This window comes from Vibrio sp. Vb1729, from assembly GCF_033338655.1.
GTDB lineage: Bacteria > Pseudomonadota > Gammaproteobacteria > Enterobacterales > Vibrionaceae > Vibrio > Vibrio alginolyticus.
Genome location: NZ_JAWOTB010000018.1, coordinates 1 through 21529 on the forward strand (window position 1 = coordinate 1; position 21529 = coordinate 21529).

The 21529-nt window shown below is 45.8% G+C and carries 19 protein-coding genes; 15 read left to right on the forward strand and 4 right to left on the reverse strand.

The features are described 5' to 3' along the window. Nucleotides 1-696: 696 nt before the first annotated feature. The gene (gene queG, locus R7E29_RS10355) at nt 697-1824 is read right to left on the reverse strand and encodes a tRNA epoxyqueuosine(34) reductase QueG (RefSeq protein ID WP_005381370.1); all 1128 of its coding nucleotides are present in this window, start codon (nt 1822-1824) and stop codon (nt 697-699) included. Between the two features lie 276 nt (nt 1825-2100). Between queG and tsaE the strand changes: the two genes are divergently transcribed. From tsaE to hflC, 8 genes are all read left to right on the forward strand, one after another. Continuing rightward, nucleotides 2101-2565 carry a tRNA (adenosine(37)-N6)-threonylcarbamoyltransferase complex ATPase subunit type 1 TsaE gene (gene tsaE, locus R7E29_RS10360; protein WP_005381372.1) on the forward strand — a complete coding sequence of 155 codons (465 nt, stop codon included), beginning with the start codon at nt 2101-2103 and terminating at the stop codon, nt 2563-2565. Then, nucleotides 2559-4268 carry an N-acetylmuramoyl-L-alanine amidase gene (locus tag R7E29_RS10365; RefSeq protein WP_005381374.1) on the forward strand — a complete coding sequence of 570 codons (1710 nt, stop codon included), beginning with the start codon at nt 2559-2561 and terminating at the stop codon, nt 4266-4268. Before tsaE ends, R7E29_RS10365 begins: the two co-directional genes overlap by 7 nt. A gap of 18 nt (nt 4269-4286) precedes the next feature. Next, complete coding sequence (mutL, locus tag R7E29_RS10370) at nt 4287-6299, forward strand: DNA mismatch repair endonuclease MutL (protein ID WP_017633727.1); 2013 nt, start codon at nt 4287-4289, stop codon at nt 6297-6299. Beyond that, a complete protein-coding gene (miaA, locus tag R7E29_RS10375; RefSeq protein ID WP_005381378.1) occupies nt 6296-7228 on the forward strand; it encodes a tRNA (adenosine(37)-N6)-dimethylallyltransferase MiaA in 933 nt (310 codons plus the stop codon). The genes mutL and miaA overlap by 4 nt, the downstream gene beginning before the upstream one ends. Nucleotides 7229-7422: 194 nt before the next feature. Continuing rightward, nucleotides 7423-7686, forward strand: a complete 264-nt coding sequence (gene hfq, locus R7E29_RS10380) for an RNA chaperone Hfq (protein ID WP_005381379.1) — start codon at nt 7423-7425, stop codon at nt 7684-7686. Between the two features lie 38 nt (nt 7687-7724). Further along, the gene (hflX, locus tag R7E29_RS10385; RefSeq protein ID WP_318082641.1) at nt 7725-9014 is read left to right on the forward strand and encodes a ribosome rescue GTPase HflX; all 1290 of its coding nucleotides are present in this window, start codon (nt 7725-7727) and stop codon (nt 9012-9014) included. Between the two features lie 45 nt (nt 9015-9059). Continuing rightward, nucleotides 9060-10265 (forward strand): FtsH protease activity modulator HflK, encoded by a 1206-nt coding sequence (hflK, locus tag R7E29_RS10390; protein WP_017633728.1) that lies wholly within the window; start codon nt 9060-9062, stop codon nt 10263-10265. 2 nt (nt 10266-10267) lie between these two features. Beyond that, nucleotides 10268-11248 (forward strand): protease modulator HflC, encoded by a 981-nt coding sequence (gene hflC / locus R7E29_RS10395; RefSeq protein ID WP_005381382.1) that lies wholly within the window; start codon nt 10268-10270, stop codon nt 11246-11248. Between the two features lie 63 nt (nt 11249-11311). Here hflC and R7E29_RS10400 read toward each other — a convergent pair whose 3' ends face one another. Continuing rightward, the gene (locus tag R7E29_RS10400) at nt 11312-11497 is read right to left on the reverse strand and encodes a DUF2065 domain-containing protein (protein ID WP_017633729.1); all 186 of its coding nucleotides are present in this window, start codon (nt 11495-11497) and stop codon (nt 11312-11314) included. A 172-nt stretch (nt 11498-11669) separates the two neighbouring features. On the opposite strand from R7E29_RS10400, the gene R7E29_RS10405 reads away from it, so the two are divergent. Together R7E29_RS10405 and motX are read left to right on the forward strand one after the other, a co-directional pair. Further along, entirely contained in the window at nt 11670-12986 is a 1317-nt protein-coding gene (locus R7E29_RS10405; RefSeq protein WP_005381385.1) for an adenylosuccinate synthase, read from the forward strand. 216 nt (nt 12987-13202) lie between these two features. Then, a complete protein-coding gene (gene motX, locus R7E29_RS10410; RefSeq protein WP_005381388.1) occupies nt 13203-13838 on the forward strand; it encodes a flagellar protein MotX in 636 nt (211 codons plus the stop codon). A gap of 80 nt (nt 13839-13918) precedes the next feature. On the opposite strand, the gene hmpA is transcribed toward motX, so the two are convergent. Beyond that, nucleotides 13919-15103 carry an NO-inducible flavohemoprotein gene (gene hmpA, locus R7E29_RS10415; protein WP_005381390.1) on the reverse strand — a complete coding sequence of 395 codons (1185 nt, stop codon included), beginning with the start codon at nt 15101-15103 and terminating at the stop codon, nt 13919-13921. Nucleotides 15104-15260: 157 nt separating this feature from the next. Between hmpA and nsrR the strand changes: the two genes are divergently transcribed. The 5 genes from nsrR (at nt 15261) to trpS (ending at nt 21050) form a co-directional block, all read left to right on the forward strand. Continuing rightward, the gene (gene nsrR, locus R7E29_RS10420; RefSeq protein WP_005381392.1) at nt 15261-15686 is read left to right on the forward strand and encodes a nitric oxide-sensing transcriptional repressor NsrR; all 426 of its coding nucleotides are present in this window, start codon (nt 15261-15263) and stop codon (nt 15684-15686) included. A 115-nt stretch (nt 15687-15801) separates the two neighbouring features. After that, on the forward strand, nt 15802-18309 hold the full coding sequence (gene rnr, locus R7E29_RS10425; protein WP_053303036.1) for a ribonuclease R: 2508 nt from the start codon (nt 15802-15804) through the stop codon (nt 18307-18309). Between the two features lie 67 nt (nt 18310-18376). Then, the gene (gene rlmB / locus R7E29_RS10430; RefSeq protein WP_047103967.1) at nt 18377-19120 is read left to right on the forward strand and encodes a 23S rRNA (guanosine(2251)-2'-O)-methyltransferase RlmB; all 744 of its coding nucleotides are present in this window, start codon (nt 18377-18379) and stop codon (nt 19118-19120) included. Between the two features lie 110 nt (nt 19121-19230). Next, complete coding sequence (locus tag R7E29_RS10435; protein WP_005382834.1) at nt 19231-19917, forward strand: phosphoglycolate phosphatase; 687 nt, start codon at nt 19231-19233, stop codon at nt 19915-19917. Between the two features lie 116 nt (nt 19918-20033). Beyond that, nucleotides 20034-21050: a tryptophan--tRNA ligase gene (gene trpS, locus R7E29_RS10440; protein WP_005381398.1), complete on the forward strand. Its 1017-nt coding sequence runs from the start codon at nt 20034-20036 to the stop codon at nt 21048-21050. Nucleotides 21051-21106: 56 nt separating this feature from the next. Here the strand turns inward: trpS and R7E29_RS10445 are convergent, their stop codons facing one another. Next, entirely contained in the window at nt 21107-21481 is a 375-nt protein-coding gene (locus tag R7E29_RS10445) for a hypothetical protein (RefSeq protein ID WP_053303037.1), read from the reverse strand. Between the last annotated feature and the right edge of the window lie 48 nt (nt 21482-21529).

A 21529-nucleotide genomic window follows, 5' to 3' on the forward strand; every position in this document is an offset into this window, starting at 1 on the left:
GCGGGGTGGAGCAGCTTGGTAGCTCGTCGGGCTCATAACCCGAAGGTCGTCGGTTCAAATCCGGCCCCCGCAACCAAATACAAGACGATAGATTGAGTACTTATTTAGTATACAATTGTTAAGTCGTCTACGGATGCGCCGCTTGATTCAACGCCTGCTTCTCGCAACCAATCACATCGCTCTTTTCATAATGCTGCGAAGCATGAATCCCCAAAAGCTAAACTTTTATCCGCATCATATGATGTCGGACGATTTCGTTTGTGTTTAAAACACGATATGAATCGGCTGACGTACAAGTATGATGAGGCTTCGCGTGTTTTATCTACTTTAATTAACAGAGTTATCCACATACGTCGTTCTGTGGATAAGTTGGTTGATAAAGTGTTTTTAGCTTGACTTTTTATGATGGGGAAGAAAGATCTTTTCTCTAAAGTGAAGTTGAAACAACAAAGAAATATTAATTAAATCTTTGTTATATAAAGAAAAAATAAGTTTTTTGTCGGATCGAGTACGTTAAAATACGATCATTAACTGGTATTTTTTTGATCCTAGTCATTTCTCCGAGCTGTGTTTAACTTTTTTCTGCTAGCTTGTTTTTCTTGAATCTCAAATTTTTTTCCACATTACAAAATTGAGAACAAGGTCATGAATTGAACATGCAAAAGTACTTTCAATCTCTTGCATATAGACTACGCTCTATGCGTCTCTCGGCAGTCCCTTCTCGACTATCCTTATTAAGCGTTGCTTTTTCGTCTCTATAGATGAATTACTCTCAGTGGGGAGTTGATTCAGTTGCTCTGTCAAAGCCCATTTAATGTGCTCATCAAGTAATTTATTTTCACCTTGCCGACTTTCCAGCGCATCTATGATTCGCTGACTATATTCTGCATTACCAAGTGCGACAGCGATGTTACGTAGCCACTGTATATGACCAATACGACGGATAGCGGAGCCTTCCATATTTTTTAGAAAAGTCGCTTCATCCCAGTTAAACATGTCGACGAGGTCAGGGTTTTTGAAACTGTCACGACGGTGGAAATCATCTTGCTCCGTTATGTCGGCGTAGCGGTTCCATGGGCAAACCAATTGACAGTCGTCACAACCATAAATGCGGTTACCCATTGGCTTTCGAAACTCTTCAGGAATCACGCCATCGAACTCGATGGTGAGATAAGAGATACAACGCCTGGCATCGACAACTTTGTCTTCAACGATGGCTTGTGTTGGGCATGATGTAATGCATGCTTTGCATTTACCGCACTGATCAACGCTTGGCTCATCTACGGGTAGTGGTAAGTCGATAAGTAGTTCACCTAAAAAGAACCACGATCCACAGTCTTGATCTAAAATCAGGGAATGTTTCCCGGTCCAACCTAAGCCCGCTTTTTGGGCGAGAGGTCGCTCTAATATTGGTGCGGAATCAACGAAAGGTCGGTAACCATATTGACCAACCTCTTGTTCAATAAGTTTGCCGAGCTTATTTAGCTGCTTTCTGACGAGCTTGTGATAATCGCGCCCTAGTGCGTAGCGGCTAATATAGGCATGACTTTTATTCGCGAGGTTCGAAGCGAATTGAGCCTCTGGTGGCAGATAGTCCATCCGGACGCTGATAACACGAACGGTTCCCGGGAGTAGCTCATGGGGTCTAGCACGCATCATACCGTGACGAGCCATCCAATCCATTGAGCCGTGATAGCCTGCATCAAGCCATTTTTGTAGTGCTGCTTCATGTTCACTCAGATCAACGTCGCAGATCCCAACTTTTTGGAAGCCGAGTTCTTTTCCCCAAACTTTGATTTGTTGTGCGAGTTGTTCGTAGTTCATATTAACCACCGGAATAAAGGGGGGCGGATCTTAACGGATCTCTGGCTTTGGTGCTACCCAGTTAGGTACGTTTTTGATGTTGTGAATACTGCTTATTGAAGTCATTTGCATATATTCTAAATCTAGGTCGATACTAAGATGATTAAGATACCGTTTATTGGATACTTTTTTCGCACATATGACATTTGAAAGCTTGTCTCTCAAAACCAACACGGTTTACTATTCCTGTTCTTTTGATTTTTATATAGTCAACGATCATTAGTTAGAGAAGCATCAATGAGCACGAAACAATTCAATTTAAAAGATGAGCATGAAACGGTTGCACTAGGCACCGCTTTGGCTCAGCTTTGTTCCCAGCAAACCACAATTTATCTGCATGGTGATTTGGGTGCAGGTAAAACAACCTTTAGTCGTGGTTTTGTCCGTGCTCTTGGTCATCAAGGTAACGTGAAAAGTCCAACTTATACTCTAGTCGAACCGTACCAGTTGGATCAGTGGCAAGTATATCACTTCGACCTTTATCGTCTTGCGGATCCTGAAGAGCTTGAGTTTATGGGGATTCGAGACTATTTCACAGACGATGCGATTTGCTTGGTTGAATGGCCTGAAAAAGGGCATGGCTTACTGCCACAACCGGATCTTGATGTAAACATTCGCTACCAAGGTGAGCAACGTGTAGCCGAACTAACAGCTAATAATGATTATGGTGTGCAGTTACTCAGTCGATTGGAGCTATGTTGAGTTTTTCTAATTTTAGAGTAGTGGCGACGTTTGTCGCCACTTTTCTCCTTCTCATCCCCAATTTAGCATTTGCTAACGTCGTTAAGAGTTTTCGAGTTTGGCCTTCACCTGATGAAACACGTGTTGTCATCGATTTAGGCTCGGAAGCTGACTATTCCTATTTCTCTTTATCAGGGCCGGATCGCCTTGTCGTGGATTTAAAAAGCACGACGATGCAGGCCAAACTGCCTGTTACTGTTACGGATAGCCCTGTTTTAAAACTGGTACGAAAAAGCTCGCCTCCAGAGAAGGGCACTTATCGTTTGGTGTTTGAACTAAAAAAGAGCGTTCAAGCGGAATTATTTAAATTAAGCCCAACACCAGGTGGGCAGTATGGTCACCGCTTGGTGATTGATTTACCGCACGGTAAGAAGGCATCGACCTCTAAACCGAGTAAGCCAGCGGCGGCCAGCAAAGACATGAGTTCAGTTCAACGAGCTCAAGAAGTGTTAATTGTTATCGACCCTGGTCACGGTGGGGAAGACCCTGGCTCTATTGGCCCTTCACGTCGTAAGTACGAGAAAGATGCGGTATTGAGTATCTCAAGAAAAATTGCTGCTCAGCTCGATGCGACTCCTGGTATTAAAACGCGCATGACTCGTACGGGAGATTATTTTGTAAACTTAAACCGTCGTGTCGCGATTGCTCGTGAAAATGATGCGCACTTGCTGATCTCCATTCACGCAGATGCGTTTACTTCACCGAAGCCTCGCGGTGGATCGGTCTTCGTACTAAATACTCGTCGTGCAAATACCGAAATTGCTCGTTGGGTCGAGAACCATGAGAAACAGTCTGAGTTATTGGGCGGCTCGGGTAATGCGTTCTTCACGAAGACAAAAGATCGTAACGTGAACCAAACTTTGTTGGACTTGCAGTTTAGTCATTCACAAAAAGAAGGTTATAAGCTGGCAACAGAAATCCTAGGTGAGATGGGACGTGTTGCGCACCTGCATAACACCAAACCGATCAACACCAGCCTTGCGGTTTTACGCTCTCCACAGATTCCGTCTGTGCTAGTGGAAACGGGCTTTATTTCTAACCCAACAGAAGAGCGTTTACTGTTTCAACGAGCGCACCAAGATAAGTTAGCTCAGGCTATCACTAAGGCGGTCGTCAAGTACTTAAAAGATAACCCACCAGAGGGTACGGTGTTCTCGCCTTCAGCGAAGCCAATGGTACATATTGTAAAGCGTGGCGAGTCATTATCGGTGATCGCGAACAAATATGGGCTTAGCTCTAAAGCGCTGATGTCGGCAAACAACTTGAAGTCGACAGGCTTGGCAATTGGTCAGAAGCTCAACATTCCTTCTGCTGGTACGATTAAAGTGCCAAGTAAACCGATTACTGTTGAGACAGAAACCATTACGCACAAGGTTAAGTCTGGTGAGTTCTTAGGTAAGATTGCGAATCACTATAAAGTGAAGGTTTCAGATATCCGCCGAGAGAATAACTTGAAGTCAGATACCTTGTGGGTAGGGCAAAAGTTGAAGATAACGGTCGCGGTAAAAGATAAACCGATTCGTAAGCACAAGGTTTCTCGGGGTGAGTTCCTTGGCAAAATAGCGTCCAAATACGGCGTTAGCGTATCGAGCATTCGTAAAGCGAATAACTTACGCTCTGATCAGCTAGCGGTTGGGCAAGTCCTGATCATTCCAAACAAGTAGGTGAGCTTCTAACTCATTATGACGATTAAAATTTTGCCAGCCAGACTTGCAAACCAAATCGCCGCAGGGGAAGTGGTCGAAAGACCTGCTTCTGTGATTAAAGAACTGGTTGAAAATAGTCTTGATTCTGGCGCAACTCGAATCGATATCGATATCGAGAAAGGAGGCGCAAAGCTGATTCGTGTTCGTGATAACGGAAAAGGTATCGCGAAAGATGAACTTGGCTTAGCGCTCAGTCGTCATGCGACATCTAAGATACATACCTTAGATGATCTCGAAGCCATTATGAGTCTAGGTTTTCGCGGTGAAGCGTTAGCCAGTATTAGCTCAGTCTCGCGTTTGACGCTCACGTCGCGTCCTGCGGCACAAGAAGAAGCCTGGAGTGCCTACTCCGAAGGGCGTGATATGCAGGTGAAGCTTAAGCCAGCAGCGCACCCGATTGGCACGACTGTTGAGGTGTTGGACTTATTTTTTAATACTCCAGCGCGTCGCAAGTTTCTTCGTACGGAGAAAACCGAATTTGCTCATATTGATGAGTTATTGAAACGTATTGCGTTAAGCCGCTTTGATGTCACCATCAATGTGCGTCATAACGGCAAGATCATCCGTCAATATCGCGCGGCGAAAAATCAGCTTCAAACCGAAAAGCGTATTGCTGCTGTCTGCGGTAATGCGTTTGTGCGGCATATGCTCAGAATCGAGCTTGAGCATCAAGGGTTAAAGCTACATGGGTGGATTACCACGCCAGAGGGAGCAAGGCAGCAAAGCGATTTACAATATTGCTATGTGAATGGCCGAATGATGCGTGACAAATTAATCAATCACGCGATTCGTCAAAGCTATGAAATGAGCTTAAAGCCAGATCAGTTTGCTGCGTATGTGCTCTTTATTGAGCTAGATCCGCACCAAGTAGATGTGAATGTTCACCCTGCTAAGCATGAAGTGCGTTTCCACCAAGCTCGTTTGGTGCATGATTTCATCTATCAAGCTTTGACGGATGCACTTGCGCAAAGCGCCGTGATTGATAAACCACAGGTGAATGAATCGGCATTTCATCGCGTGGAACCGACTGAGTCCGAAGAGATTGAGCATTCGCCAGAGCCTGAAAATGTACAAGAGCCAGCATCTTCACCAGTACCAGAGCGGGTTTATCAAGCGATAGAGAGTACACCGGCTTATCCTGGACGCAGTGATTATGAAGTGAAGCCTCGTAATAGCGGTCCTAGTGAAACCTCCGTGCGAGAGGCGCGCGTAGTGGAGTCATTCAAACGTAATGATTGGGTGGAATCCAAACCTGCACCAAAGCCAAGTCACAGTAAAGAGCGCCACGTAGAACCAGCGCCAACTAAACAAGAAGTACGCGCTTATCACGAGCTGTTGAAAACGCCAGAGTTTGAGGCTCAGGCAGTCACTCCAATAGCGCCCCAAACGATAACTTCGCACACATCAATGCCATCGATTACTGCATTGGGCAAAGCGCTGATGGTGGTCGATGAACAATTTGTTTTGATGAGCAGTGACAGTGGGGCGGCGTTAGTCTCGTTACCTAGAGCAGAATTTTATCGTGTAAAAGGCCAGCTTTCTCCAAGCGATGGTGCACTCAAGGCACAACCTCTGCTTGTTCCTCTATCTATTAAGTTAGAGGCCGAATTAGTGAGACTGGCCCAAGATTATCAACAAGATTTGGCATTGCTTGGTATTCAATTGAAAGCGAGAAACGAGCACGCCTTAATGGTGATGGGCGTCCCAGCTCCGCTGCGTCAACAAAACTTACAAAATTTAGTACCAGATCTGTTATCTTACGCGCAATCTTGTGTGAACGAAGGTATAGCAGCGGCTCAGATGCTGTCTGAGTTGATAGATTGGCTCGCATTACAGGTCACGACAGTGAAGAGTCACTATACTTTTTCTGAAGCCATTCAAATTATTGCGGAACTTGAACAGCTAAGACATGGTCAATTGCCATTAGAAGATACAAAATTCGTATCCGCTGTTGATTTCTCTGCCACGATAGCCAAATTAAAACCATGACAGATAAACTACCTTTGGCGCTATTTTTAATGGGGCCAACTGCATCAGGCAAAACTGAGCTGGCGATTCGTCTTCGTCAAAAATTTCCGATTGAGATCATCAGTGTTGATTCTGCTTTGATCTACAAAGGGATGGATATCGGTACGGCGAAACCGGATGAAAAAGAGTTAAGTTTGGCGCCTCATCGCTTGATAGATATTTTGGATCCAAGTGAATCTTACTCTGTCGCCGACTTTCGTCGAGATGCATTGAAAGCGATGGATGATATTGTTGCAGAAGGAAAAATTCCACTTCTTGTGGGTGGAACAATGCTGTATTACAAGGCGTTACTTGAAGGTTTATCACCACTTCCTGCTGCAAATCCTGAAATTCGTCAGCAAATTGAACAAGAGGCATTGACTAAAGGTTGGTCAGTGTTGCACGATGAACTCAAAGAGGTTGATCCTGTGTCAGCCGCGAGAATCCATCCCAATGATCCCCAACGTTTATCTCGGGCATTGGAAGTTTTTCGCATTTCAGGTAAAACTTTGACTGAATTGACTCAAACGAAAGGTGAAAGCCTACCATACCGAGTCAAGCAGTTTGCAATAGCTCCCAAGGATAGGGCAGAACTTCACCGTCGGATTGAACTCCGTTTCGAGAAGATGATGGAAGCGGGCTTTGAAGAAGAAATGAAAGCGTTACATTCGCGAAAAGATCTTCACCCCGATCTTCCTTCCATACGATGCGTCGGTTACCGACAGATGTGGGAGTATTTAGATGGGGAGTGTACACGTGACGAAGCGGTATTTCGTGGCGTATGCGCGACTCGTCAATTGGCCAAGCGTCAAATCACCTGGTTACGCAGCTGGGATGATTTAACTTGGTTGGATAGCGAGAACATTGAACAGGCATTAGAAACGATGTCGGAAGCAATAGCATCTGATTGACATAGCTGTGTATAATGTGATCGTTTTTGCGTGAACGCACTCTCAAAGGATCTGTTGTTGGCGGTTTTTATACTATGCTGCTAATTACTTAGAGTGCATTTTTGATTCGTTTAGCTCAGATGCAAAAGCCGTATCTTTTGCATTGCACCACTAGCTAAATAATTACAACTACAAATTAAATAAGGAAAATAAAAATGGCTAAGGGGCAATCTCTACAAGACCCATTTCTAAACGCGCTACGTCGTGAGCGTATCCCGGTATCTATCTACCTTGTGAATGGTATTAAACTACAAGGTCAGATCGAATCATTCGATCAATTTGTGATCCTGCTGAAGAATACTGTTAACCAAATGGTGTACAAGCACGCGATCTCAACAGTTGTGCCGGCTCGTCCAGTGAGCCATCACAGCGGTGAACGTCCACAAGGTGAGCGTCCACAAGAGAAATCTGAAGATTAATTCTTCATCGAGTATTTTTAAAATAAGGAGTTGATTGCTTGTTTGACCGTTATGAATCCGGTGAGCGAGCCGTACTTGTTCATATCAACTTCACGCAAGAAGGTGAATGGGAAGATCTGGCTGAGTTCGAAATGCTGGTTTCTTCTGCTGGGGTAGAGGCGCTACAAGTGGTAACTGGTAGTCGTCAATCCCCACACCCGAAATACTATGTCGGAGAGGGTAAGGCCCAAGAGATTGCTACAGCGGTACAATCAACTGGTGCCGAAATTGTGATTTTTAATCACGCCCTCTCTCCTGCCCAAGAACGTAACCTCGAAGCACTGTGCCAATGTCGAGTTCTCGACCGCACTGGTCTTATTCTCGATATCTTTGCTCAACGAGCTCGAACACACGAAGGTAAGCTACAGGTAGAGCTGGCTCAACTTCGTCATATCTCTACTCGTTTGATTCGTGGTTGGACGCACCTTGAAAGGCAGAAAGGTGGTATCGGTTTACGTGGCCCGGGTGAAACCCAGCTGGAAACCGACCGTCGCTTATTGCGTGACAGAATCAAAGCCATCCTGCGACGCTTAGACAAAGTAGCGAAGCAGCGTGAACAAGGGCGCCGCGCCCGAAATCGAGCTGAAATCCCAACGGTTTCACTTGTGGGTTACACCAACGCGGGTAAGTCGACACTCTTCAACCGTATTACAGAAGCTGGCGTGTACGCGGCTGATCAATTATTTGCTACTTTGGACCCGACTTTACGTAAGATAGAGTTAGCAGATGTTGGTCCTGCCATCTTGGCAGACACGGTTGGTTTTATTCGACATTTGCCACACGACTTGGTTGCGGCCTTCAAGGCAACCTTGCAGGAAACGCAAGAAGCTGACATTTTGTTACATGTTGTTGATGCCAGTGATGAGCGTTTTCGTGAGAATATTCAAGCTGTTCATGAAGTACTAGAAGAGATCGACGCGCATGAAGTGCCGACTCTGGTTGTCATGAACAAAATCGACAATCTAGATTCGCAGAAACCACGTATAGAACGAGACGAGGAAGGCGTACCTCGCGCAGTTTGGGTTTCAGCAATGGATGGGTTGGGCATTGATGTCCTGTTTGAGGTGCTGACGGAACGTCTGGCGTCACAAATGGTCGAGCATCAGTTGCGAATTCCTCCACAGTATCAAGGACGATTCCGTAGTACCTTCTTCCAAATGAAGTGTATTCAACGTGAGGAATATGACCAGGATGGTAACTTGTTGATCGATATTCGAATGCAGCAAGTAGATTGGTCTAGACTTGAAAAAAGAGAAGGGGCAGTTTTGACTGGCTTTATAGTCACTTAAAGGACTGCTACAGTATAACGTCATATCAAATGATGGAGCTTTCTAATGGCGTGGAATGAGCCTGGAAATAACAACGGCAACAATGGCCGCGATAATGACCCTTGGGGTAATAATAATCGTGGTGGCCAGCGTCCTGGTGGCCGAGATCAAGGTCCGCCAGATTTAGATGAAGTGTTCAACAAACTGAGTCAAAAGCTGGGCGGCAAGTTTGGTAAAAAAGGCGGCGGTGGTTCTCCAATCGGCGGCGGTGGTGGTAGTGCAATTGGCTTTGGCGTGATTGCTCTGATTGCTGTTGCAGTTTGGTTCTTCGCTGGTTTTTACACCATTGGTGAAGCAGAGCGTGGTGTTGTACTGCGTTTAGGTAAATACGATCGTATCGTAGACCCAGGTCTTAACTGGCGTCCTCGCTTTATTGATGAGTACGAAGCGGTAAACGTACAAGCGATTCGTTCACTACGTGCATCTGGTCTAATGCTGACCAAAGATGAAAACGTTGTAACAGTTGCGATGGATGTTCAGTACCGAGTGACTGACCCATACAAATACTTGTACCGTGTAACCAATGCAGACGACAGCTTGCGTCAAGCAACGGATTCTGCACTACGTGCAGTAATTGGTGACTCATTGATGGATAGCATTCTAACCAGTGGTCGTCAGCAAATTCGTCAAACTACGCAAGAAACACTGAACCAAATCATTGATAGCTATGATATGGGTCTGGTACTTGTTGATGTGAACTTCCAGTCTGCTCGTCCACCAGAGCAAGTGAAAGATGCGTTTGATGATGCAATCGCAGCACGTGAGGATGAAGAGCGTTTCATTCGTGAAGCTGAAGCATACAAGAACGAAATCTTGCCTAAGGCAACGGGTCGTGCAGAGCGTTTGAAGAAAGAAGCACAAGGTTACAATGAGCGTGTCACTAACGAGGCTCTTGGTCAGGTAGCACAGTTCGAAAAACTACTACCAGAATACCAAGCAGCGCCTGGTGTAACGCGTGATCGTCTGTACATTGACGCAATGGAAGAGGTGTACTCAAGCACTTCGAAAGTGTTGATTGACTCGGAATCAAGCGGCAATCTTCTTTACCTTCCAATCGATAAGTTGGCGGGACAAGAGGGCAAAGCAGATACCAAACGTAAATCGAAGTCATCTTCAACTTATGATCAAATTCAACTTGAGTCTGATCGTACACAAGAAGACACTTCGAACACGCAGTCTCGTTCAACAGGTTCACGTCAAGGGAGATACTAAGAATGCGTAAGTTAATGATCCCTGTACTGGTAATCGCACTGGCATTAATGTTGATGTCTTTGTTTGTGATTCCTGAAGGTGAGCGCGGTATCGTGGTTCGATTTGGTCGTGTCTTGAAAGACAACAACGACATCACTCGAATTTACGAGCCTGGTCTGCATTTCAAGATGCCTTTGTTTGACCGTGTGAAACAACTTGATGCACGTATCCAAACAATGGATGGTCGTGCAGACCGTTTCGTAACGTCTGAGAAAAAAGACGTTATCATTGATACCTACGTGAAGTGGCGTATTGAAGATTTTGGTCGCTACTACCTCGCGACAGGCGGTGGTAACTCGCTAACGGCAGAGGCACTACTTGAGCGTAAAGTGACGGACGTGCTTCGTTCTGAAATCGGTGCTCGTGAAATCAAACAGATCGTATCTGGTCCACGTAACGATGATGTGCTACCAGAAGACGCAAGTGCTGATGTTGTCGCAACTGAAGCGGCTCGTGAAGCGCTTGAGATTGATGGTGAACGCGACCTAATCATGTCTGAAGTATTGAAGGACACGCGTGAAAGCGCAATGAAAGACTTGGGTGTTCGTGTCGTTGATTTCCGAATGAAGAAAATCAACCTGCCTGATGAAATCAGTGAGTCTATCTACCGTCGTATGCGTGCGGAGCGTGAGTCCGTTGCTCGTAAGCACCGTTCTCAAGGTCGTGAAAAAGCGGAAGTTATTCGTGCTCAAGCAGAACTAGAAGTAGCAACTATTCTAGCTGAAGCTGATAAAACTGCGCGTGTGACACGAGGTGAGGCGGATGCTGAAGCTGCGAAGATTTATGCTGAAGCGTACAACAAAGACCCTGAGTTCTTTAGCTTCCTACGCTCGCTACGTGCGTATGAGAAGTCCTTCAGCTCTAAGAGCGATATTCTGGTGCTTGATCCGAAGAGTGAGTTCTTCCAATACATGAACCAGTCGAAGGGCAGCATGGAGAAATAATCTCCGCGTCTTATTGAAATAAAAGGCTCCTTAGGGAGCCTTTTTTGTATCTGATGCTAAGTGCTAGCTCATCATGATGGCGATGACGGCTCCAGCAACTACTAGGCAGCCACCGATGCGTCGTAGCTGATTGTTGGGTTGTTCACTTAATTGAACCACCATATTCCGCCAACCGTTAGGAGCAATCAGTGGCCCAATGCCTTCCACGATCAAGACGAGCCCAATCGCCAACCATATGGATTCAGACATAGCGCTTTCCAGTCGAATAGAGAAAGCTAAATACTATCAGTGATATGCTGATTTCAAAATGAACAAAGCGGCAAGATGACATTCTGGTAGCGACTCTGTGAACAAAAAATGACTGCAAGAAGTGAGATTCGGTGCTAGAATCCATTTTTAACTAGCAATCAGACTTGGAAAGATGGGAAATAACGTAGTCGTTCTAGGCACCCAATGGGGTGACGAAGGTAAAGGTAAAATCGTAGACCTTTTAACTGAAGATGCAAAATACGTGGTACGCTACCAAGGCGGTCACAACGCAGGTCACACTCTCGTAATTGACGGTGAAAAAACCGTTCTTCACTTAATTCCATCAGGTATCCTTCGCGATAACGTAAAATGTGTTATCGGTAACGGTGTTGTACTATCACCTGAAGCTCTACTTAAAGAAATGAAGCCTCTTGAAGAGCGCGGTATTCCAGTACGCGAGCGTCTTTTCATTTCTGAAGCATGTCCGCTAATTCTTCCTTACCACGTTGCAATGGACCAAGCTCGCGAAATCGCTCGCGGTAAAAAAGCTATCGGTACTACTGGTCGTGGTATCGGTCCAGCATACGAAGATAAAGTTGCTCGTCGTGGTCTACGCGTTGGCGACCTATTCGATATGGCGACTTTCGCAGAGAAGCTAAAAGAAGTCATGGAGTTCCATAACTTCCAACTAGTTAACTTCTACAAAGCGGAGCCAGTAAGCTACGAAGAAGTACTTGAGCAAGCGAAAGGCTACGCTGAGCTACTAACTTCAATGGTTATCGACGTAACTGACGAACTAGACGCAGCACGTAAGCGCGGCGACAAGATCATGTTCGAAGGCGCACAAGGTACACTACTTGATATCGACCACGGTACTTACCCGTACGTAACGTCTTCTAACACGACAGCTGGTGGTGTTGCTGCAGGTTCTGGTTTTGGTCCTCGTCACATCGGTTACATCTTGGGTATCGCAAAAGCGTACTGTACTCGCGTTGGTGCTGGTCCATTCCCGACTGAACTATACGACGGTTTAGATAAGCAAGATCCAATTGGTAAGCACTTAGGTGAAGTTGGCCACGAGTTCGGTGCGACAACTGGTCGTCTACGTCGTACAGGTTGGTTCGATGCTGTTGCTATGCGTCGTGCAATCCAAATCAACTCTGTATCTGGTTTCTGTCTAACTAAACTAGACGTACTAGATGGTCTAGAAGAGCTAAAAATCTGTACTGGTTACAAGATGGAAGATGGCTCTGTGCTAGAAGTTTCTCCGATGGCTGCTGAAGCATTCGAAAAAGCAACGCCAATCTACGAAACAATGCCTGGTTGGTCTGAGAACACATTTGGTGCTAAGTCACTAGATGCTCTACCACAAGCCGCTCTTGACTACATCAAGCGTATTGAAGAGCTAACTGGCGTTCCAGTAGACATCATCTCTACAGGTCCTGACCGTAACGAAACTATCATCAAAGTTCACCCATTCGAAGCTTAATTGATAGCCGTTAAAGATTGCAAAAGCCGACCTTCTGGTCGGCTTTTTTGTATCTGAACAAAAACAGCGTGACTCTCATATGGCAAGCTTTTGCCGCTGAGCCTAAATCAGAGGCAAAAATTGTCTAAAGCTTAGCTGTTTTTTGCCGATAAGGTTATCAAGCAGAGGAGATCCTTCACCGATCTTTGGTTTCTTAGATACCTTAAGGGTACGTTTATGAAGTTACGAACAGTGGCTGCTTCACTGTTGTTGACCTTGGTTGCTACCACAGTGAAAGCCAATGTTGCTGATGTGGGGGCACCAGTTCCGATCTATACCGAAGCAGAGCTGATAAAGCTTATTGAGCAAAATAAGCACTTACAACGTGTGCGCGCTGATAACTGCCAGCTGGTGGAGGATATCGTAGCTCGTGCGACTCGAATTAACTTACCCGCTTATGAATTTCTGTACGGAGATATGTTGGCTTGGGGGGTGTGTGTCGAGCAAGATGTCGAACTGGGTCTTTACTACATCGAAAATGCAGCGCATCAGGGGTTACCAGCTGCACTAGAGCAGATTGGCCGATACTATTCGCGTGGCACTTTAGTACAGCAAGATAAAGAACGTGCAATTCCATATTTGCGAGAAGCTGCGTCAATGGGAAACCTAAACGCGCGTATTCATCTGGCCGAGTTGCTTTTACGTGATTATGGCAGTCCACTCGATTACGAAGATGCGTATCGTTGGTTATATAACTCTGTCACAGCAGATAAGCGGCAGCATAAGCGCATAACTGTATTGAGAAACGGCCTTGAACAGCGCATGCCACAAAACGTTATTGCTCGAGCTAAACGGCGAGACACCTTTTGGTAACGCTTCAATATTGCAAACAACTTCATACAACAAAGCCCACGTCACGTGGGCTTTGTTGTTTTCCCGATAGTTGGTAGCGCTTAAACCACTTTGTGTGGACCGAAGCATTCGTAATGGAATTGCTCTTCTGGTACGCCAAGTTCTAATAGCTGTTTCGCTACGTGCTGCATAAATCCTACAGGACCACAGAAGTATACCTGCACGTTATCTTGCTTTAATGCAGCTTCAATTTCATACAGATTGACAAAGCCCGTGAAGTGGAAGTCTTCGCCTAGCTTGTCTTCTGCCGTTGGTTGGTTATACCAAACGAGCGCGTTCATATTTTCTTTTTCTGCAACGAGTTGGTTTACGTGTTGCTTGAAAGCATGCTGTTGGCCATTTTCTGTTGCATGAACCCAAGTTACAGGTGCTTGATGTGCTGAGAGACTTTCTAGCATTGACAGCGTTGGAGTAAGTCCCACACCAGCAGAAATTAGAACAACGGGTGTTTGTGGTTCGGCATCCATAAAGAAATCACCGGCAGGGGCCGCAAGCTGCACTTTTTCGCCAATGTTCAGGCTATCGTGCAGGTAGTTCGACACTTTTCCGCCTTCTTCACGTTTTACTGAGATACGGTAGGTGTTCTCTTGGACCGCAGAAGACAGGCTATATTGGCGAATTTCTTGGTTTTCTAACTGGTCACTGTTGATGTAGATGCCAAGGTATTGTCCCGGTTTATACGGCGCCACTTTTTGGCCATCGGTTGGCTTGAACACAAAGCTGCAAATGTGCTCGCTCTCAATCTTTTTATCGACTAATTCAAATTCGCGTAGACCGCGCCAGCCGCCTTCCAAAGCTTCATTTTGTTGGTAAATTTGTTCTTCGCGCTGAATAAATACATTCGCAAGTACGCCGTAAGCCTCAGCCCAAGCATCCAACACTTCTTGACCTGGATTAAAAAGCTCATCGATTGTCGCAAGTAAATGCTTACCAACGATTTGGTACTGATCTTCTGTGATCAAAAAGCTCGTGTGCTTATGCGCAATTTTCTCTACTGCGCCAAGCAGAGCTGGCAAATTTTCAATATTGGCAGCATAGGCACAGATAGCGTTGAATAATGCTTCACGCTGATCGCCGTTACGCTGGTTACTCATGTTAAAAATATCTTTCAACTCAGGGTTATGAGTAAACATACGCTCGTAAAAGTGCGCGGTCAGTTTTGGTCCTGTTTCGGCGATGAGTGGTGCGGTCGCTTTGACGATCTCGATAGTTTGATTGCTGAGCATAAGGGCTTCCTACTTTAAGTTGTATTTATAATGCATGTTTAAAGTTGTATCTCAAATGTATCTTTCGATCAAGAAAAGATTTACACTTTTATCGATAGCTCAAGTTTGGGGTTTTAGCATCACCAGCGGGTTATTGAGTCGCACTTTGGGAGAGAATATGCAGTTAACTAGTTTCACTGATTATGCGTTGAGAACCTTAATTTTCTTGGCTTCGTTGCCGGAAGATGAGTTAACCAGCATTACCGAAGTGACGGATTTATTTGGTGTGTCGCGCAACCATATGGTTAAAGTTATCAATCGGTTAGGGCAGTTGGGTTATGTCCATACCGTGCGCGGAAAAAACGGTGGTATCCGGCTGATGAAGCCAGCGTCTGAAATCACAGTCGGTGGTGTTGTGCGCGATTTAGAGCCGTTAGATTTAGTCAACTGTGGTGTGGATTTTTGCCATATTACCCCTGCTTGCCGCCTCAAAGATAAATTGGCGAAAGCAAAAAGTGCCTTTCTGGCGGAGTTGGATGACTGCACGATTGAATCCTTGCTCAGTGACAATTCTGAACTTTTGATCTTGCTGGCTCGTCCTTAACTCATTTGCATGCCTAGAGTCGATCTCGATCATTCTTTTTTCAAAGCAATTCTGTAGCTTATCGAGAGACTCAGATATACTAGCCATATACCTTCCTTGCTAGATAGGCGTGCCTATGTCAGACAATATTCCAAACGATCCTTTTGCAGATCGTGAATCCAAAAATTACGAAAATCCAATTCCAAGCCGAGAGTTTATCATCGAGTTTCTAGAGCAAGCGGGCGTTCCAATGAATCGTAACGACTTGTTTGAGGCACTAAAGCTTGAGGGCGAAGAGCAATACGAAGGGTTGCGTCGTCGGCTACGTGCGATGGAGCGAGATGGCCAACTGGTGTTTACCCGTCGTCAGTGCTATGCATTGCCTGAAAAACTTGAAATGGTGAAAGGTTACGTGATTGGTCATCGTGATGGCCATGGTTGGGTACGTCCAGAAGGCAGCGTCGGCAAGGATGATGATATTCTGTTACCGCACCATCAGATGAAGAACATCATCCACGGTGATTTTGTCTTAGTGCAACCGACAGACAACAGCAAGCGCGGCCGCCGTGAAGGACGTTTGGTGCGTGTGCTAGAGGAGCGCAATGATCAAATCGTTGGTCGTTTCTTCCTTGAATATGGATACTCCTATGTTGTCCCAGATGACTCGCGTATCAGCCAAGATATCCTGATCCCAAATGAGCACAAAGCGGGTGCACGCATGGGTAACGTAGTCGTAATTGAAATTACTGATCGTGGCTCACGCTCACGCGGCATGATGGGTAAAGTGGTTGAAGTCCTTGGTGAAAACATGGCACCAGGTATGGAAACACAAATTGCGATTCGTACACACCAAATCCCTCACGAATGGCCAGAAGCCGTCGATAAACAAATCGAAAACTTAGGCGAAGAAGTACCAGAAGAAGCGAAAGTTGGTCGTGTGGATCTACGTGATTTGCCACTAGTGACCATTGACGGCGAAGACGCACGAGACTTTGATGATGCCGTTTACTGTGAAAAGAACAAAGAAGGTGGTTGGCGTTTATGGGTAGCGATTGCTGACGTCAGTTACTACGTTCGTCCTGACTCTGCGTTGGACAAAGAAGCGATCAATCGTGGTAACTCAGTATATTTCCCTTCGCAAGTTGTGCCAATGTTGCCAGAAGTACTGTCGAACGGTCTATGTTCGCTTAACCCGCAAGTAGATCGCTTGTGTATGGTGTGCGAAATGACCATTTCCGATACAGGTAAGCTGTCTGGTTACAAGCATTACGAGGCGGTGATGAACTCGCACGCTCGTCTCACATATAGCAAAGTGAGCGCGATTCTAGAAGGGGATGAAGAACTACGTGAGCGCTACCAGCCGCTTGTTTCTCATCTAGAAGAGTTGCACAAGATGTACAAAGTGCTGAAAGAAGCACGAGATCAACGCGGTGCAATCGAATTTGAAACCGTTGAAACCAAATTTATTTTCAATGCGGAACGTAAAATCGAAAGCATTGAGCCAGTAATTCGTAATGACGCGCATAAGATCATCGAAGAATGTATGATTTTAGCCAACATTGCTTCGGCATCGCTGGTAGAAAAAGCGAAAGAGCCCGCGCTTTATCGTATCCACGAATCTCCAGGTGAATTACGCCTGCAAGGTTTCCGTGACTTCTTAAGTGAACTTGGTCTTGAGCTAAAAGGTGGTTTAGAGCCTTCACCAACGGACTATGCTGATCTCGCACGTCAAATCTCCGGGCGTCAAGATCAAGAGTTGATTCAGACCATGCTGCTACGCTCAATGAAGCAAGCGGTATACAACGCAGATAACGCGGGGCACTTTGGGTTGGCATTGAAACGCTATGCGCACTTTACGTCGCCAATTCGTCGTTACCCTGACTTGTTACTTCACCGTGCAATCAAGTATCTGATTGCTAAAGAAGAAGGTCGTAATCAAGATCGCTGGACACCAACAGGTGGCTATCATTACTCGTTTGACGACATGGATTTTTACGGCGAACAATGTTCGATGACAGAGCGCCGTGCTGATGATGCAACACGTGATGTTGCGGATTGGCTGAAGTGTGAATATATGCAAGACCACGTCGGTGACGAACTAGACGGTGTTATCGCTAATGTCACTAGCTTTGGCTTCTTTGTACGTTTAACGGATTTGCACATCGATGGTTTGGTACATATTTCTACCCTTGCGAACGACTACTATCAATTTGACCCGATTGGTCAACGACTTATTGGTGAAAGTTTCGGTAACATCTACCGCTTAGGTGATGCAGTAAAAGTAAAAGTACTGGCTGTTAACCTCGATGACAAGCAAATTGACTTTGAATTGGTCGAAACAAGTCGTAAGCTACGCGGCGAAGGTAAGACTGCGAAGAAACGCGCAGCGGAAGCAAAACGCAAAGCGAAAGATAAAAAACGCGCTGCGACTCGCTCTTCATCGAAAGAAGGTGGCGCGGCTCGTGCAATTCCTGCGATAGAGCCAACTAAACGCCCAGAAGAAACGGGCGCAACGAGTAAGCGTAATGGCCCAAAACGTGGTGACGCCCAAGGCAACGAGAAGCCTAAAGTGAAAAAAGCACGTAAAAAGAAGCCGCACAGTAAGCCGAAGAAAACCAAGCGCACTAAAAAAGAAGCGCAGTAGGTTGAAGCGCCAACTTAGTTCAAACTCGGTTGGCGCAGGCAATACGACCAGAACAACAGGTTAAACAATGAGTAACGAATTTATCTACGGCATTCACGCAGTGAAGGCGGTATTGGAGCGCGAACCAGAGCGTTTTATCGAGGCGTACGTTTTAAAAGGTCGTCAAGATGATCGCCTAATGCCAATCCTAAATGATCTTCAGGTTTGTGGTGTTTCTATTCAGCAGATGACACGTAAAACCTTGGATGACAAAGCACGCGGTGCAAATCACCAAGGCATCATCGCTCGTGTGAAACCAGCGAAGCAGCTGAATGAGAACGATATTGATGACATCCTTGCAAAGCACGAATCACCACTGCTCTTAGTGTTAGACGGCGTGACCGATCCACACAATCTTGGTGCGTGTTTACGTAACGCAGATGCGGCAGGTGCTGCGGCGATCATCGTACCGAAAGATCGTTCTGCGCCAATGAATGCGACGGTAAGTAAAGTCGCTTGTGGTGCAGCTGAAGTCGTACCATTGATCCGAGTGACTAACTTGGCTCGTACTATGCGTACATTGCAAGAGAAAGGCATCTGGTTTGTTGGTACTGCGGGTGAAGCAACGCACGACATCTACCAAGCCAAACTGACTGGACCTCTTGCTATCGTAATGGGGGCTGAAGGTGACGGTATGCGTCGTCTGACTCGTGAAACCTGCGACGATTTGATTAAGATCCCAATGGCTGGTAGCGTTTCAAGCTTGAACGTATCTGTGGCATCCGGCATCTGTTTGTTTGAGGCAGTTCGTCAGCGTATTGCTGCAAAGTAACGACGAAACAAACAGTTACTGTAGAATCAGACATAATGATAAAAACAAAGGATGGGGTGCCATCCTTTGTCGTTTTCACCGATTTATAAATAAAAATCCTCAGGGAAGTTATGACTCAACAAGACATTAAATTCATCGCCTTCGATCTAGATGGTACTTTGCTTGATAGCGTGCCAGATCTAGCTGTCGCGGCAGACCAAGCAGTACAGGCGCTTGGCTTTCCATCGGTTTCAGAAGAACAAGTTCGTGATTATGTGGGTAACGGCGCAGACGTGCTTATTGGTCGCTCATTAAGCCAAAGCCTGACCATCAACCCAGAGCTGAGTGAAGAGCTTCGTGCTAAAGCGCGTGTATTGTTTGATGACTACTACGAGCAAAGCGGTCACAAGCTAAGTCATCTTTACCCAACGGTAAAAGAGACACTAGCAGAGCTGCACAAAGCGGGCTTTGTTATGGCGTTGGTGACTAACAAACCTTCAAAGTTTGTGCCTGACGTTTTGGAAAAGCACGACATCGCAAAATACTTCGTTGATGTCCTTGGCGGTGATGCATTCCCAGAGAAAAAACCAAACCCAGTAGCATTGAACTGGCTAATGGAAAAGCACCAAATCCAACCAAGTGAAATGCTGATGGTTGGCGACTCGAAAAACGACATTCTCGCAGCAAAGAATGCAGGCTGTGCCTCATTTGGTCTGACATATGGTTACAACCACGGTGAACCTATTTCAGCATCAAATCCAGATTTCGTCGCTGACAGTTTGGCAGAATTATTGGACGTTGTAGCGGTTTCTGCATAACGGCTACAAAAGAGCTTCCAAAATACTCGTTAATGAGTACACTGAGTAAACCGTGCACCTATTACTGCACGGTTTTTTTCATTTAATTAGATTAAGAAGTCAAAGGAATCATTCTAATGAGCAAACCCATTGTATTGAGTGGTGTTCAACCTTCAGGTGAACTAAGTATCGGTAACTACTTGGGTGCTCTACGTCAATGGCAGCAGATGCAAGACGATTATGATTGCCAATATTGTGTGGTAGACCTTCACGCGATTACGGTTCGTCAGGACCCTAAAGCGCTGCATGAAGCAACTCTAGACGCACTGGCAATTTGTCTGGCAGTTGGTGTTGACCCGAAGAAGAGCACGCTATTTGTTCAGTCACATGTACCAGAGCATGCTCAATTAGGTTGGCTTCTTAACTGCTACACTCAAATGGGTGAGCTGAGCCGTATGACTCAGTTTAAAGACAAATCGGCACGTTACGCGAATGACGTAAACGTCGGTCTATTTGACTACCCGGTGTTGATGGCGGCTGACATTTTGCTTTACGGTGCACACCAAGTACCTGTAGGCAGTGACCAGAAGCAACATCTAGAATTAGCGCGCGATATCGCAACGCGTTTCAACAATATTTACTCGCCAGAGCAGCCAATCTTCCAAGTTCCAGAGCCTTACATTCCGACAGTAAATGCGCGTGTAATGAGCCTTCAAGACGCAACGAAGAAGATGTCTAAATCTGATGACAACCGTAAGAACGTTATCACGCTGCTGGAAGAGCCTAAGTCGATCCTTAAGAAGATCAACAAAGCGCAAACCGATACCGAAACGCCGCCAAGTATCCGTCATGATATCGAGAACAAGGCGGGCATTGCTAACCTAATGGGTCTGTACTCTGCGGCGACAGGCATGAGCTTCGAAGAGATTGAAGCGAAGTACCAAGGCGTAGAAATGTATGGCCCATTTAAGAAAGATGTTGGTGAGGCAGTTGTAGCAATGCTTGAGCCAATTCAAGCAGAATATCACCGTATTCGCGCTGATCGTGCTTACATGGACGAGGTAATGCAGCAAGGCGCTGAGAAAGCCTCGGCACGAGCGGCTGAAACGCTTAAGAAAGCATACGAAGCAGTAGGTTTTGTAGCTCGCCCATAGTTGCTAAGAACGAATACGAAAAGCTCCACTTTGGTGGAGCTTTTTTTATGCCTGTATTACTGAAATGGCGTGTCTTTCATACAGCGTTCCATGTCGTAATATTCAACACGTCCTCGAGCTCCTAGAAAGGCAGACTTCACAACCATGCCTCTATCAATGAAGTAACTAAGCTGTACGCATGATATATCGTAGCTGAGTTCTTTAATTCTCGCTGGAATCCAGTAGGTTCCTGGCGTTCTTAGACGCTGAGTAAAGGTAATAACACCCTCGTCACTGACTTCTAGCTCTTCAATACCATCCAGTTCATTTTTGGCTGATTCGATGATGTCTTGATTCGCCGTAGGTTGAAGTGGCTCACTGGCGGTCAACTGACACCCCGCTATCAAGCCAAGTAGGGAGATAGCTAGCACACTGCGTTGAATTGTTTTCATTTGTCGTTCCTGGGTTTACAGCTAATGAGATCTTATTGTCTCGCGCAG

Coding starts and splice junctions, on each gene's coding strand:
- tsaE (WP_005381372.1), top strand. CDS start 2,101: ATGAGCACGAAACAATTCAATTTAAAAGATGAGCATGAAACGGTTGCA.
- R7E29_RS10445 (WP_053303037.1), bottom strand. CDS start 21,481: ATGAAAACAATTCAACGCAGTGTGCTAGCTATCTCCCTACTTGGCTTG.
- R7E29_RS10365 (WP_005381374.1), top strand. CDS start 2,559: ATGTTGAGTTTTTCTAATTTTAGAGTAGTGGCGACGTTTGTCGCCACT.
- hflK (WP_017633728.1), top strand. CDS start 9,060: ATGGCGTGGAATGAGCCTGGAAATAACAACGGCAACAATGGCCGCGAT.
- rlmB (WP_047103967.1), top strand. CDS start 18,377: ATGAGTAACGAATTTATCTACGGCATTCACGCAGTGAAGGCGGTATTG.
- hfq (WP_005381379.1), top strand. CDS start 7,423: ATGGCTAAGGGGCAATCTCTACAAGACCCATTTCTAAACGCGCTACGT.
- miaA (WP_005381378.1), top strand. CDS start 6,296: ATGACAGATAAACTACCTTTGGCGCTATTTTTAATGGGGCCAACTGCA.
- R7E29_RS10405 (WP_005381385.1), top strand. CDS start 11,670: ATGGGAAATAACGTAGTCGTTCTAGGCACCCAATGGGGTGACGAAGGT.
- R7E29_RS10400 (WP_017633729.1), bottom strand. CDS start 11,497: ATGTCTGAATCCATATGGTTGGCGATTGGGCTCGTCTTGATCGTGGAA.
- mutL (WP_017633727.1), top strand. CDS start 4,287: ATGACGATTAAAATTTTGCCAGCCAGACTTGCAAACCAAATCGCCGCA.
- trpS (WP_005381398.1), top strand. CDS start 20,034: ATGAGCAAACCCATTGTATTGAGTGGTGTTCAACCTTCAGGTGAACTA.
- motX (WP_005381388.1), top strand. CDS start 13,203: ATGAAGTTACGAACAGTGGCTGCTTCACTGTTGTTGACCTTGGTTGCT.
- queG (WP_005381370.1), bottom strand. CDS start 1,824: ATGAACTACGAACAACTCGCACAACAAATCAAAGTTTGGGGAAAAGAA.
- hmpA (WP_005381390.1), bottom strand. CDS start 15,103: ATGCTCAGCAATCAAACTATCGAGATCGTCAAAGCGACCGCACCACTC.
- R7E29_RS10435 (WP_005382834.1), top strand. CDS start 19,231: ATGACTCAACAAGACATTAAATTCATCGCCTTCGATCTAGATGGTACT.
- hflC (WP_005381382.1), top strand. CDS start 10,268: ATGCGTAAGTTAATGATCCCTGTACTGGTAATCGCACTGGCATTAATG.
- rnr (WP_053303036.1), top strand. CDS start 15,802: ATGTCAGACAATATTCCAAACGATCCTTTTGCAGATCGTGAATCCAAA.
- nsrR (WP_005381392.1), top strand. CDS start 15,261: ATGCAGTTAACTAGTTTCACTGATTATGCGTTGAGAACCTTAATTTTC.